Genomic DNA, 14,613 nt, shown 5'->3' on the forward strand with positions numbered 1-14,613 from the left:
GCAGATAATATATCTGCCTGCATGAGCTTTTCTATTTGCTAGTTGAATTTATCTAATTCTATTTAGGATATTTGGCCTGTCCTATTAAAAACCCTTTTTTTGACCGTCCCAGGGAGGCTCTTTTCCTTCTTTAAATTCATCTACTCCAGGACCACCTAAATCATTTAGTCGCCAAATTCCATAGATGTAGCTGATAGTTAAAACAACAATAATAGCTGGCCAGCCTAAAAGAATATTTACCCAGGCTAAGTTTAGTACTGCCTCACTAAAAAATAATCTAAGCTGAATAGTAAGCCTGAGAGCAAAGTAAACTGCCCATAAAATTGTTACCTCTCTGTAAGCAGGTTTAACATCCTGCCGCCAAAACCATTCTAAAGGCCAACCGCGGCTTAAATGACTGGCCCAGGCTGCAAGTGGTTTTCCAATCAGCACTGTTATTACTGAAGCCAACAGAAAAAGAGTAGAAGATGTCAGAGCCGGAATAAAATAATTACTGGCGTTGTTACTCAAATATGCAAAAGAAGAAGCAAAAATTACTCCAATTAATCCTGCTAGAGAATATTTCCAATTTTCTTTTTTAATAATTCTTCTACTAAAATTTATTAAAGCCGTAGTTACTGCCAGAATAACGGCAGTTTGAAGTCCAAAAATAGAATTGCTGACTGCATAAATTAAAGGAGGCAGCAGGGCATCAAAAGTTTTATTTAAAAAGATTGAATGTAATTCTTCTAAAATATCTTCTTTTTTAAATTCCATAGGCTCAGCTCCTTATTAAATTAAAATATTTTTATTATTCTTAAAAACAGTATACATAAATTATTAAAATTTAGCAAAAATATAAAGGAATTATTTAGTTAATAAAGAATAATTAATATATAATGACATTATAATAATATAAGAGAACATTATTATAATTAAAAAAATAAAGATGAGCTGGAGATGAGATAAGATGGAACTGAGATTAGAAAAATTTAAGGTTAAATTTATTTATAGTTTAATTTACATAATTTTCTTTATTTTATTTTTTAGATTTATTTTTATACATATTGATGACACAGCAGATTATCTTTTTGGGCTGGCCTATTTGGGGATATTAATCCTAACAGTTCAATACATATTAAAAAATTATTATAGTCAAAAAGCCTTAATAATTTGGCTAACACAGTTAATTGTTTATATTCCTCTTTTGTTTTTAGAATACTACAATATAATTAAGATTTTCATTATAATTCAAATTTTTATCGGAATTATTTTAAATCATCAGCAGATTAATTTATTAAAAAAGAAAAATGAAGAAATAAAGTATTTAAGCTTTCATGATGAAATGACCGGTTTATATAATAGAAGATATTTTGAAAACAAACTGGGAGAATTAAATGATCCAGCAGAACATAATCTATCTGTAATTATTGCAGATATCAATAATCTTAAAAAAATTAATGATAATCAGGGCCATAAAAAGGGGGATTATTATATAAAAGCAGCAGCGAATTTATTAAAATCTGAGTTAAGAGAAGAAGATATCATTTCTCGAATTGGTGGGGATGAATTTGCAATAATTCTGCCCCATACAGATAAAGCAAAATGCAAAAAAATTGTAAACAGGTTAAAAACTAAAATTGAAAATCACCCTGAAAAACATCTTAGTATTGCTTTTGGATATGTTCATCATAATCAGCAGTATAATAGTTTAGAAGAAATGATAAAAAATGCAGATAAAAATATGTATTATAATAAAAAGAAATTTAAAGAGGAAATTAATAGAAGAAAAAACCATGTTTATCATGTTAGTAACTATAATATCTTTTATTAAAATAAAATATATAACTTGATTTTAGATCCAGGCATTTGTTTAACTACTTTTTCGAATTATTGGTTTTCAACTAATAAATTCAGAAGTGTTAGGCAAATGCTTTTTTTGTATAATTATTAAAAAATCTTTAAATATGCTTGCCTGAATCAGATTATTAAGTTATACTGTAAATAATTAATTAAAGCTTTTAATTAACATCCAATTTTTTATTAATTGATAGATTATTAGATAAATAATTTTATTTACGGGGGAATGTAAAAAATGGGAAATGTCAATCAAATATTTATTATATCACTAGCAGTTATCTTACTTGGTTATTTTTTGAAAAAATTAAAGATTTTAAATAAAAATGATGGGAATTCATTGGTAAAAATAATAATGAATATCACACTGCCAGCTCTAATAATAACAGTTTTTATAGATCTTGATTTAAATGCTAATTTAATAATACTACCGCTAACAAACATTGTTTATGGATTCTTGGCCTATTTTTTAGCTAAGAAACTATTTAAAGATATTAAAATAGAAGATGCTGGTAGTTTAATTATCTCACTTCTTGGTTTTAACATAGGCTTATTTGCTTATCCTTTTATAGAAAATATCTGGGGTAAAACCGGTCTGCAGTATATGGCATTTTTTGATATGGGAAATGCAGTTATAATATTTGGTTTAGCTTATATAACTGCAGCAAGTTATGGTCCTAAAAGAAATGAATTATCTGCGACAGTTATTACAAAAAAGCTGCTGACCTTTATTCCTCTAATGAGTTATTTATTAGCACTTTTACTTAATATCTTTAATTTTGAACTTAATTTTTATTTATTTTCGGTTCTAAAAAAAGTAGCAGGGATTAATGGGGTTTTGGTTTTACTTGTTTTAGGTATTTATTTAGAATTTAAACTTGATAGATCAGAGCTTAAAAAAATATCAAAAGCAGTTATTGTTAAATATAGTTTTGGATTATTAGTGGGAATAGCATTGTATTTAATCTTACCATTTGGGAAACTTTTTAATGGTGTTATTTTGTTAGGAGTTGTTATGCCAACTGGCATGGCAGTAATTCCATATTCAATCGAAAATAAGTTAAACACCAAAATCAGTGGTAGTTTAGTAAATCTAACTAATATTTTAAGCTTTATATTTATGTGGCTTATTTTCAAGTTTATCTAAAATAGTCATTAATTTTTAAATAAAAATAAAATTATTTTGATTTTTTTTAATATTCTTATTGACATCTAAAAATTATTATCCTATAATATAAACAAGTTAATTAAAAGAGTTAATCAATATCAAATATAGTAAAACTTAATTAATAAACTCTTTTATAAAGTTTTAAAGGTTCAAAAAAGATGATGAGTTATTATATTCATAATTTTATTTTTAATTATATTTTTTTTGAGAGTTTGATTAAAGCTTTTAATTAAACCTATTTCAAAAGTTGAATTAGTTTTAGGAAAACAGTTAAATATTTTAATAATTAGTGGGAGGTTCTAAAGATGAATAAGATTGGTTTTATTGGTCTGGGAATTATGGGAGAGTCAATGTGTGCAAATTTGCTAAAAAAAAGAGATGAAGAAATTTTAGTTTATGACCTCAATGAAGAAAAAATTGAAATGATGGTTAAACAGGGTGCTGTCAGAGCAGCTTCTAATCAAGACTTAGCAGCAAAGGCAGATATTATAATTTCTATGGTACCAAAAGGAGAGCATGTAAAGGCAGTTTATAATGAAATTGCTGAAGAATTAAATGAAGATAAAATTTGGATTGATATGAGTACTATAAATCCAGCTATTTCAAAAGATATTGCAGCAGAAGTAAAGAAAAAGGGATCAGTAATGGTTGAGGCTCCAGTAGTTAAAAGTAAATCTGCAGCAGAAGCTGGTACTTTAGGTATATATTTTGGTGGAGATAAAGAAGTTTATAATCAGGTCAAAGATCTCCTATTATGTATGGGAGAAAACATAATTCATCTTGGCGATAACGGTTCTGGTTTAATGATGAAAATTTGCCATAATATGTTGGTTGGAGAGGTTCAAAATGCAGTTAATGAGATGATGACTCTGGCCCAAAAATCAGATATTGAAATTGATGATTTTGCTAAAGCAATTTCATATGGTGGAGGCCAAAACTTTTATTTAGATGCTAAGGCAGAAAGTATTAAAAACAGAGACTTCAGCACAGCTTTTTCTGTAGAAAACATGAATAAAGATGTAAACATTGCAGCTGAAATTAAAGAAGATTTAAATCTTAACTTACCTGGAATTGATCTGGTAAAAGATGTTTATCAGAAGGCAATGGAAGAAAATTATGGGAAAGAAGACTTTTCAGCTTCTATTAAAGCGGTAGAAAAAAGACTTTAATTTAAAATAAATCATTTAATTTTAAAAATTAATAGATATATCTTTTAATTAATATTATAATGTGGAGGAAGACAATTATGAAAAAGGAAATTAAATTAGGAATTGTTTGTTTAGGTAGAAAAACATTTGATTTCGAAGCAGCGAAAGATTTATATGCTGATATTCAAAAAGACATAAAAGAAATCGAGAATATAGAGTATACAATAATTGAAGAATTGGTAATCGAGGTAGAAGATGCTCAGGCAGCAGCAGAAAAATTAAATTCAGCTAATGTTGATGCAGTAGCAGTAATTAGCGGAACTTTTCATTTAGGTCATCTGATCCTTGAGATTGATAAAGTCTTAAGAAAACCAATACTTTTATGGGGATTAAATGAACTACCTTATAATGGTGGTAAAATTAGATTAAATTCAGTCTGTGGAGTTAATTTAAATTCATCCAACCTTTATAAATCAGGTAATAGAAAATACCACGTTAATATTGGGGATAAAATTGATGAAGATTGGATTGATGCAATTAGAATAAATACTGCCTTAAAAAATGCTAAAATTGGTATTTTAGGCTATAGAGCCAAAGGCTTTTTTAATCTTTCAATGGACGAATTAAATAGTTTTGATCAAACAGGACTTTTAATCGACCATTATGAATTAAGTGATTTAATGAATTATCAAGTTAGTGATGATGAAGTTAAAGCGCGAGAAGAACAGCTTAAAGATATTTTTGATATCTCAGGGATTAATGAAACTCAGCTAAACAAAGTTGCAAACTTAAGTGCCAAATTTAAAAACTTTATTGATGATAATAATTTATCTGCACTTGCAGTTAGATGCTGGCCGGAGTTTGCTGATAATTTTGGTATTTCTCCCTGTGCGGCAATGTCACTGCTGCAGTCAGAAGATTATATTATAGCCTGTGAAGGTGATGTAGAAGGCGCAATGTCAATGTTAGCTCATCAGGCCGTTGGTGCAGAAACACCATTTTTGGCAGATTTATCACAAGTTGATCTCGAAGAAGACTATGCTCTTTTATGGCACTGTGGAGTAGCTCCCTGTAATTTATGGGATGGCAAATGTAATATTGCTCTTGATAGTTATTTTGCTGGAGGTAGAGGAGTTACAGCAGACTTTGTAATGAAAAGTGATGATTTTTCTGTACTAAGATTTGATTCTGCTCAGGGAAAATATCGAGTCTTTTTACAAAAAGGTGAAGGTATTGAAATGGAAAAAGAATTAAAAGGTACCTACTTTAAAGGTAGATTTGAAAAGAATATTAATGAAGTCCTGGATATGGTAGTCAAAAAAGGGGTAGCACATCATATTTCTGTAGTTTATGGAGATTACACAGCAGCTTTTGAGATATTTGCAGATCTTAAAAATTGGGAAGTAATTAGATAACTAATATAATTTTATTATAAAACTAAAAAATACATACAATTAATCATGATTAATTGTTATTAGCTTAAGTTGAAAAAATTTAATTGGAAAAAAATAATAATTTAGCCCTCTCTATAATAATAATAAGAATAATACAAGATGAGAGTTCAAAAAATACTCATTATTAACAGGGGGAATAAAAATGGATATAACTTACACATTAGTAACAGCAGCGATTTTTATGGGATTGGTTGCCTGGGTTTCTTATATAAAAACAAAAGGTGAAGTTTCAGATTCAGATGGATATTTTTTAGCTGGTAGAGGTTTAACTGGAATTTTTATTGCAGGTTCATTACTTTTGACAAATTTATCGGCAGAACAATTAATTGGCTTAAATGGCCAGTCATATCGTTTAAACTTATCAAATATGGGCTGGGAAGTTACAGCTGGAGTAGCAATTATTATCTTTGCTCTTTATCTACTTCCTAAATATTTAAGAGGGGCTTTTACAACCTTACCTGGTTTTTTAAGTGATCGTTATGATGAGGGTGTAAGAAGACTTTCGGTATATTTATTTATGATGGGTTATGTTTTTGTAACTATCCCTTCAGTCTTATATTCCGGCTCACTTGCAGTCTTAAGATTATTTGATGTACCAACATTATTCAATATATCTTATGCACAATCAGTCTGGGTAGTAGTCTGGATTGTAGGAATTATCGGATCAATTTATGCAATCTTTGGAGGCCTTAAGGCGGTTGCAGTTTCTGATACAATTAACGGAATGGGACTTTTAATAATTGGTATTTTAATGCCGATCCTTGGCTTTGCCGCGCTTGGTGATGGCAGTGTGATAGAGGGTATGAAATATATTACAATTAATCACGCAGATAAGTTAAATGCAATCGGTGGTCCCAATGATTCAATTCCATTTGGAACCTTATTTACCGGGATGATTTATGCTAACTTATTTTACTGGGGTACCAACCAGTATGTAATTCAGAGAACTTTAGGTGCTAAAGATCTGGCTCAAGGTCAGAAAGGTGTTATCATTACAGGATTCTTTAAAATCTTAGTACCATTTATGATGATGATTCCTGGAGTTATTGCCTTTCACCTTTATGGAGCCGATATGGCCTCAGTTGACTTAGCTTTTCCAACCTTAGTCAGTGATTTATTACCAACTGCCTTATCTGGTTTCTTCCTAGCTGTGCTTTTAGGAGCGGTCTTAAGTTCATTTAACTCACTTTTAAACAGTGCTGCTACAATGTTTGTTTTAGATATTTATAAACCACATTTTAATCCAGATGCAGATGATGCAAAGCAGATAAAAGTAAGTAAGATTTTTGGAATTATTGTTGCTCTGATTTCCTTTGTAGTTTCTCCAATGCTGATGCACGCCCCAGATGGAGTTTGGGATTTAATTAGAAGTTTCACCGGTTTTTTCAATATCCCAATTATAGTTCTTGTAATGGTTGGAGTTTTAACCAGAAAAGTTCCTGCAAAAGCAGCTAAAATCGTTGTCTATTTCCACGTAGTTACATATTATATGCTGGTTTGGGGTCTGGAATCATTATTTGGCTGGTCAGTACCAATTCACTTTGTTCATGTTTACTTTATTCTTTTCTGGACAGAGGTTGCAATGATGCTTGCTATAGGTAAAATGTCACCTAAAAAAGAAGGCTGGAGCTATCAGAGTAAAGCTAGGGTTGATATGAAACCATGGAAATATTCACTATTAACATCAGTTGTTTTAGGATCAGCAATTATCTTTACTTACCTATTATTCTCTAAAATAGGGCTTGCTTACCCACATGCAACAGTTTCTCCAAATTTCTGGAAATCAATAGTCATATTACTTGGTTTTACAGGAGTTGCAGCTTATTTAAGTGTTAATACTTTATATGATAAATATAAAAATTATATCTTAGAACAGCAGCGAAAAGAAGTTATCGATTCCGAATCTGAGGTCTACGAAGATGTTCTTGAGCAGGAGGCATTATAATGAAGATTATAGAAGAAAAAAATTCATTTAAAATTGAATATAATTCCAAAATTTTAATTGAACACAGCCAGCAATCTCCTTTTGCTTTTGCCGGCTCAGGTGATGCTGAATATAAAATGTATAGAGGTAATTTTGAGATAGAAGATTATTTAGAAAGCAGAGTACCACTGAAATATTTTCAAATAGAAGAAGAAGCCAATTATTCTCTAATCACCTTAAAAAGCAGCAGAGAAGGAGGGCTCAGCCTTAAGATTAAGGCTGGGCTTGTAGCTGGCAGGTTAAAACTTGAGTTTTTAGAAAGCTCCAGTGGGATTAATCGACTCTGGTTGAGATTAGCTGCAGATCAAGAAGAAAAAATATATGGTTGTGGTGAACAGCTTTCATATTTTAATCTGAGAGGAAAAAACTTTCCCATCTGGACCTCTGAGCCTGGAGTTGGCAGAAATAAAGAAACATATACAACCTGGCAGGCAGATGTCAAAGATAAAGCGGGTGGTGACTATTATACTACCAATTATCCGCAGCCAACTTTTATTTCTACCAAAAAATATTACTGTCATTTAGAAAGTACAGCTTATCAGGACTTTAACTTTAAAAATGATGATTTTCATGAACTGGAAGTCTGGAACATTCCTGATTATCTGCTTTTTGAAACAGGTGAAAGTTATTTAGAATTAGTAGAAAAACTGACAGCTTATCTAGGCAGACAGCCTGAACTACCAGAATGGGTCTATAATGGACTTATACTGGGTATCCAGGGAGGTACAGATTTTGTATTAGAACAGAAAGAAAAATTAAAAGAAAATGGAGTTGAGTTATCAGCTCTCTGGTGTCAGGACTGGCAGGGTGTAAAGCATACATCTTTTGGTAAAAGATTAAGCTGGAACTGGGAATGGAACCAGGAGCTATATCCTGAACTTGATCAGAAACTAAAAGAATTAAAAGATGAAGATATTCGTTTTATGGGTTATATTAATCCTTATGTCTTAGAAGGTAAAAGCCTTTATCAGGAGGCAGCAGCCAACGATTATCTGGCCTATGACAGTGAGGGTGAGATTTATTTAGTAGACTTCGGTGAATTTTACTGTGGAGTTGTTGATTTCACCAACCAAGATGCTTTTAACTGGTATAAAGAAGTAATTAAGGAAAATTTAATAGATTTTGGTCTTGACGGTTGGATGGCTGACTTTGGAGAATATCTACCAACTGACTGTGTTTTAAGTAATGGTAAGAGTGCAGAAATTATGCATAATGCCTGGCCTGCAATCTGGGCCCAAGTTAATTATGAGGCGGTAAAAGAAGCAGGTAAATTAGAGGAAGTTCTCTACTTTATGAGAGCTGGTTTTACAGGCAATCAAAAATACTGCACCTTAATGTGGGCCGGAGATCAGAGTGTCAATTGGAGTCTTGATGATGGTCTGGCCTCAGTAATTCCTGCAGCTTTATCAATGGGAATGACAGGTTGTGGTCTGCACCATAGTGATATAGGTGGTTATACAAGTCTGCACGGCAATATTAGAACTAAAGAGTTATTTATGCGCTGGGCAGAAATGGGAGCCTTTACTCCAGTTATGAGAACTCATGAGGGTAATAGACCTTCAGAAAACTTCCAGGTCTATAATGATCAAGAAGCAATTAATCATTTAGCTCGAATGACTAAAATCTATAAAAAACTAAGTAAATATATTAAAGCAGCAGTTAAAGAAAATACCGAAAAAGGAATACCAGTTCAGCGACCTCTTTTTATGCATTACGAAGCTGATCAAAAATGCTATGATCTTAAATATCAATATTTGTTGGGAAGAGATCTATTAGTAGCACCCGTTTATCAAAAAGAAAAAGACGAATGGGAAGTATATTTACCCGAAGATAAGTGGATTCATCTCTGGAGCGGCAAAGAATTTAATGGAGGCGAAATTAAAGTTAAAGCTCCCCTGGGCCAACCCCCAGTATTTTATAGAAAAGATTCCGAATCCAGGCAGCTTTTTGAGGAGGTAGCTGAAATCTAATGACAATTACAAAAGAAAATGAATTAAAAGTTAGAGATTTAATCAGCCCTAAAGGCAGTCGCCTGGCGGAATTGAATAAATTGAATCCCGGTCTGAATATCAAAGATGTTAGAGAAAATTCTTTTATTAAATACGGTAGATTAATTGAAAATTATGATCTGTCTGTAATAAGCAATTACCTGAAAGAAAAGACTGAAATTCCTGAAAGAGGAAATACTTATCAGCCAGATTTAGCTGCATTAGCAGGATCTCAAATAAAAAAAGATCTCGAAAATGATTTTTATGGTGAAATGCCGATAGAAATAGGATACTGTAATGGGAAAAACCAACATTTAGGTGCACTAGAATATCATAAAGGTGCAGAAATAAATATTGCAGTTACAGATCTAATTTTACTTTTAGGAAAAGTTCAGGATATTGAAAATGGCAAATATAATTCCGAAAATGTTGAGGCTTTTTATCTTAAAAAAGGTACGATAGTAGAAATTTATGGAACAACACTGCATTTTGCTCCCTGCAAAGTAGAAAAAGCAGGTTTTAAGTGTGCAGTTATTTTACCTGATCAGACTAATTTAGCCCTAGAGAAAAGTAAAAATGATGATTTTTTATTTGCTAAAAACAAATGGCTTTTAGCACATCCTGAAAATAAAAGAATGATTGAAAAAGGGGCTAAAGCAGCAATTTATGGCCCGAATATTAAAATTGAAATTTAAGAAATTATTAATAAGCTTATTTGCTGAGGAGTGATAGTAAATGCCTTTAGAAAAAAATAGAGTAAGTTATACTCAAAAAGCAAAAAATAGATTAGATAAAATTGAAACTAAAAATTTAAATCAGAATGTACTTTTTGGTTTTGATGGATTTATAGATAATATTTGGACTCTTGTATCAGAAAGAAATTCAGTTGAGGATTATAAAGTTATGAATTCAATGCTGACTTTAAATCAAAGGATTAAAGATTCAGCTGGAGGCGGCCTCAGCACAGAAATTTTAAAAAAAGATAAGAGAGCAGGGGGATTTAATGCCAATACTGCCCGAGTTTTAAATTATCTGGGGATTAATACAACCTTACTTTCGCTTTTTGGAGAAAAAGAAAATGATGAGGTTTTTAAAGATCTTGTCAAAGATTCGGAAATAATAAGTTTAGGAGATCCCTGCTCAGCTCAAATCTTTGAGTTTGAAGATGGTAAGCTGATGTTTCCAAATAATGAAAATATACGTAAAATGAACTGGAATCAGCTTAAAAATAAAGTTGGTTTAACTAAATTAATAGAAATTATAGATCAAGCTGATCTCCTTGCTTTTGGCTACTGGTCAAATATGCCTTATTATGACACAATAATTAAGGGAATTATAGAAGAAGTTATTCCAAAAATTAAAGATAAGAAGAGAAAAATGTTTATGGATTTTGGCAATGTAAAAAAAAGAAGTAATTATGATCTGGCAGAATTTTCAAGGAGTCTGGGAGCTTTAGAAAAATATTTTGAACTAACAGTAAGTTTAAATAGAACTGAAACTATTGATACTGCCGCTGCCTTAGGAATTGAAACTGAACTAGAAAAAAATAATTATATTAATATTGCTCAAGAAATCAGAAAAGAAATGGGAATCTCAAACTTTGTGGTTCATACCAATAATTTTGCTTTAAGTGTTAATGATTCAGGTGCTCAAAAGTTAGAACAGCCTTACTGTGAAAATCCTGTTGTGACAACCGGAGCAGGAGATACTTTTAATGGTGGTTATATTTCGGCAATGATTATTTCTGATGACCCAGAAATCAGATTGGCAGCAGCCAGTTCAACAGCAGGCTATTTTATCAGAAATGCTGAGCCACCTACTTTAGAACAGTTAAAGACTTTTTTAAAAGGCTATGAATCATTATTTTAATTTAACATAGAAAGTTATTTAATTTTAGAATTATATTTGATAATAATTAGGAGAGATAAAATGATTACTTTAAAAGAAATTTTAGCAGGAACAGAAAAGGGCTATGCAATCGGCAATTTTAACGTACATAATATGGAATATGTTCAGGGCGTTGTTGAAGCTGCAGAAGCAGCTCAATCACCTGTAATAATTGCAATTACCGAAAGACCACTTAAATATTATGGTATTGATTATTTAATTAATACAGTTAAAGCAGCAGAAAAAAATTGCTCAGTACCACTCTGTCTGCATTTAGATCACGGTGACAATTTGGATATTGTATTTAAGTGTATCGAAGCAGGTTTTTCTTCCGTAATGTATGATGGATCTCATCTGCCAATTGAAGAAAATATAGCCAACACAAAAAAAGTAGTAGAGAAAGCAGCAGAATATGGTATTTATCCAGAAGCAGAATTAGGTAAGCTGCAGGGTATTGAAGATGGAAAAGAATCAACAGAAAGTGCTTTAACTGATCCAGAAGAAGCAAAACGATTTGTTGACGAAACAGGAATTGCAGTTCTGGCAGTTGCAGTAGGAACAGCACATGGCTTTTACGATGGAGAACCCAAATTAGATTTTGAAAGACTTAAAGCAATTAGAGAAAAAGTTGAGGTGCCGCTTGTACTGCACGGAGGGTCTGGAGTACCTGCTAAAAGTGTAAAAAAAGCTATAGATATTGGTATTTCTAAGGTTAATGTTGGTACAGAGTTAAAAGTTGCTTTTAACCAGGGAATCAAGGGAGTCTGGGAGGAAAATCCAGATGAAATAGAATGTACAGCAATCATGGGAGCAGCAAGAGAAGGAATAAAAAATAAAGTTATAGAAAAAATTGATTTATTCCGTTCAAATCTGTAATTAGAAATTTTGCTTACAATTCTTAATTTTTTAAAACACTAAAAATTAAATAATCAAATTCGGGGCTGTTTTATCTGGACAGCCTCTTTTTCTTATTTAAAAAATATCTATATAAATAATTAACATAAAAGAGGATTAAAAACTTTTATGTCTAATATATTATTAACAGTAAAGATTATTAAAAAAACATAAAAACATAAAAAATATAAAATAGGAGAAAGTTTAATTTATAATAAATTAAACTCTTTAATCTAACTGTATTTTCAAGGGGGAGAATAATGTCAGGTATTAATATGTCAAATGTTAAATTAAAAAATCGAAGTTCTATTCTTAAACTATTAAGAAATCAGGGTTCAATGTCCAGAAAAGATATATCTGAGAAAATTGGCCTTACAGCTGCAGCAGTAAGTAATTTAATCAGTGATCTGATTGCAGAAGATTTAGTTAGCGAAATAGGGGAAGTTGATAATGGAGTTAAAAAATCAGGAAGACGAGAAATTCTAATTGATGTAAATTATGATAAATACAGTGTAGTTGCTATTGATATTGGTATAGATTTCACTAAAATTGCAATTGGTAATCTAGCCGGGGAAATAAAGGATTCAACTTTTGTAAAAACTAATAAGGAGATTTCTCCAGCAGAATTTTTAAAAGAGTTGGCCCAAAAAGTTATTACTTTTCTCTGGGAAAATAATCAGGTTAAAGATGATATACTTGGTTTTGGAGTTGGTATGATTGGTCTGGTTGATTCAAAAAAAGGTTTGAGCAAACATGCCTATGGCCTCTGGGATCAAGAAGTTAAAATCAAAGAAAAGCTAGAAGAACTTTTAGAAATGAAAGTTGTAGTAGACAATAATGTGCGAGCGCTAGCTTTAGCAGAAATCAATCGGAATGATCAAGTAACAGGAGATAATATATTATTTATTAAATATGGGCCGGGGATAGGTTCTGCAATTATTTTAAATAATGAAATATATTATGGTAGTAATAATATGGCTGGAGAAATTGGTCATATGATTATTGATAATCAGGGAGAAAAATGCCGCTGTGGGCGCAGAGGTTGTTTGGAGACAAAAATATCGCAGAAGGCAATAATTAAATATATTGCAGATAATTGTTCAATAAAAATCGATAAAAATGGAAAAAATAAAGAGCTTGATTTAGAAAAAGTATTTACAGATTTAAAAAGCAGCTGTCAGCAGGAAATTTTAAATAATATCTCATTCAATTTAGCTTTATCTGTTGCAAATGTAATAGCTCTTTATGATCCCTGTAAAATAATTTTGCACGGTAAGCCTTTTGAATATCCTGACTTTCTAGAATCTTTAAAAACAAACTTTAATAAAATAATTCCTGAGATAGATTTACAAAACTTCATTATTGCAAGTAAGCTTAATGCTGGTTATATTAGTGGAATTTCTTTGGCAGTTGAAAGACTGTTTTATGATTTTGGAGGAAAAGTTATTAAAGAATAGATTAAATTAAAAGAAGGGATTATTATTAAAACTATAAAATTAAGATTTTATGCCTATTTAAATAATTTTTTAGATGCTGATCAGAAGAAGCTGCAGATTGTTGACGATCACTGTTATCTGAGTCATTACCGTGGCAGACAAACTATTAAAGATATAATTGAAAGTATAGGAGTACCTCATCCTGAGGTATCTCTGATTTTAAAAAATTCTGAGCCGGTTGATTTTTCTTATCTTGTCCAGCCGGGTGATTTCTTTTCAGTTTATCCCTATTTATATAATCTTAAATTGCCGGCAGCTAAATCGCTGCGGCCTGAATATCCAGCTAAGCCCAAATTTATTCTTGATGTTCATCTGGGCAAACTGGCCCGCTATCTTCGACGTTTCAGCTTTGATACGGCCTACAGAAATGATTATCAGGACCAGGAAATTGTTGAGCAAGCAGTCAAAGAAAAAAGAATAATTTTAAGTAGAGACTTAGGGCTTTTGATGCGAAAAAAAGTTAAATGGGCTAAATTCATCTGGAATGATGACCCAAAAAAACAGCTCAAAGAAGTTTTTCGGCGCTATCAACTTTCAGAATACTATAAAGGAGAAAGCCGCTGTGTTAACTGCAACAGTAAATTAGTAGATGTAGATAAAGAAGATATTATTGAGCGCCTGGAGCCCAAAACAAAAAAGTATTTTAAAGAATTTAAATACTGCAGGAAGTGTGACAAAATATACTGGCAGGGTTCTCATTATGATAAAACAGAAAAATTACTGGACCAGCTTAAAAATCTTTAAACTTATATTTTAAA

The 14,613-nt window shown here is 31.3% G+C and carries 12 protein-coding genes and 1 pseudogene; 12 read left to right on the forward strand and 1 reads right to left on the reverse strand.

The features are described 5' to 3' along the window. Positions 1 to 84 precede the first annotated feature (84 nt). Positions 85 to 756 carry a DUF3159 domain-containing protein gene (locus HSACCH_RS03560; protein ID WP_005487897.1) on the reverse strand — a complete coding sequence of 224 codons (672 nt, stop codon included), beginning with the start codon at positions 754 to 756 and terminating at the stop codon, positions 85 to 87. A gap of 193 nt (positions 757 to 949) precedes the next feature. Here HSACCH_RS03560 and HSACCH_RS03565 point away from each other — a divergent pair, with 193 nt between their 5' ends. The 12 genes and pseudogenes from HSACCH_RS03565 to HSACCH_RS03615 all read left to right on the forward strand — a co-directional run bounded on the left by HSACCH_RS03565 (position 950) and on the right by HSACCH_RS03615 (position 14,599). Next, on the forward strand, positions 950 to 1,813 hold the full coding sequence (locus HSACCH_RS03565; RefSeq protein ID WP_005487899.1) for a GGDEF domain-containing protein: 864 nt from the start codon (positions 950 to 952) through the stop codon (positions 1,811 to 1,813). A gap of 261 nt (positions 1,814 to 2,074) precedes the next feature. After that, positions 2,075 to 2,983: an AEC family transporter gene (locus HSACCH_RS03570; protein WP_005487901.1), complete on the forward strand. Its 909-nt coding sequence runs from the start codon at positions 2,075 to 2,077 to the stop codon at positions 2,981 to 2,983. A gap of 326 nt (positions 2,984 to 3,309) precedes the next feature. Beyond that, positions 3,310 to 4,173, forward strand: coding sequence for an NAD(P)-dependent oxidoreductase (locus HSACCH_RS03575; RefSeq protein WP_005487903.1), 864 nt, complete (start codon positions 3,310 to 3,312; stop codon positions 4,171 to 4,173). Between the two features lie 77 nt (positions 4,174 to 4,250). Beyond that, positions 4,251 to 5,567 carry an L-fucose/L-arabinose isomerase family protein gene (locus HSACCH_RS03580; protein ID WP_005487904.1) on the forward strand — a complete coding sequence of 439 codons (1,317 nt, stop codon included), beginning with the start codon at positions 4,251 to 4,253 and terminating at the stop codon, positions 5,565 to 5,567. A 181-nt stretch (positions 5,568 to 5,748) separates the two neighbouring features. After that, on the forward strand, positions 5,749 to 7,551 hold the full coding sequence (locus tag HSACCH_RS03585; protein WP_005487905.1) for a solute:sodium symporter family transporter: 1,803 nt from the start codon (positions 5,749 to 5,751) through the stop codon (positions 7,549 to 7,551). Then, positions 7,551 to 9,560 (forward strand): alpha-glucosidase, encoded by a 2,010-nt coding sequence (locus HSACCH_RS03590; RefSeq protein WP_005487906.1) that lies wholly within the window; start codon positions 7,551 to 7,553, stop codon positions 9,558 to 9,560. The genes HSACCH_RS03585 and HSACCH_RS03590 overlap by 1 nt, the downstream gene beginning before the upstream one ends. Continuing rightward, positions 9,560 to 10,273, forward strand: a complete 714-nt coding sequence (locus HSACCH_RS03595) for a DUF4867 family protein (protein ID WP_005487907.1) — start codon at positions 9,560 to 9,562, stop codon at positions 10,271 to 10,273. Before HSACCH_RS03590 ends, HSACCH_RS03595 begins: the two co-directional genes overlap by 1 nt. A gap of 40 nt (positions 10,274 to 10,313) precedes the next feature. Then, positions 10,314 to 11,447, forward strand: a complete 1,134-nt coding sequence (locus HSACCH_RS03600; RefSeq protein ID WP_005487908.1) for a PfkB family carbohydrate kinase — start codon at positions 10,314 to 10,316, stop codon at positions 11,445 to 11,447. A 60-nt stretch (positions 11,448 to 11,507) separates the two neighbouring features. Next, a complete protein-coding gene (locus HSACCH_RS03605) occupies positions 11,508 to 12,341 on the forward strand; it encodes a class II fructose-bisphosphate aldolase (protein WP_005487910.1) in 834 nt (277 codons plus the stop codon). Between the two features lie 278 nt (positions 12,342 to 12,619). After that, positions 12,620 to 13,816 carry an ROK family transcriptional regulator gene (locus HSACCH_RS03610; RefSeq protein WP_005487912.1) on the forward strand — a complete coding sequence of 399 codons (1,197 nt, stop codon included), beginning with the start codon at positions 12,620 to 12,622 and terminating at the stop codon, positions 13,814 to 13,816. A 33-nt stretch (positions 13,817 to 13,849) separates the two neighbouring features. Continuing rightward, positions 13,850 to 14,077: pseudogene (locus tag HSACCH_RS14255) on the forward strand (Mut7-C RNAse domain-containing protein); the annotation flags it as partial. Positions 14,078 to 14,101: 24 nt separating this feature from the next. Next, positions 14,102 to 14,599: a Mut7-C RNAse domain-containing protein gene (locus HSACCH_RS03615; protein WP_005487913.1), complete on the forward strand. Its 498-nt coding sequence runs from the start codon at positions 14,102 to 14,104 to the stop codon at positions 14,597 to 14,599. The last annotated feature ends 14 nt before the right edge of the window (positions 14,600 to 14,613 follow it).

This window comes from Halanaerobium saccharolyticum subsp. saccharolyticum DSM 6643 (assembly GCF_000350165.1).
Classification (GTDB): domain Bacteria; phylum Bacillota; class Halanaerobiia; order Halanaerobiales; family Halanaerobiaceae; genus Halanaerobium; species Halanaerobium saccharolyticum.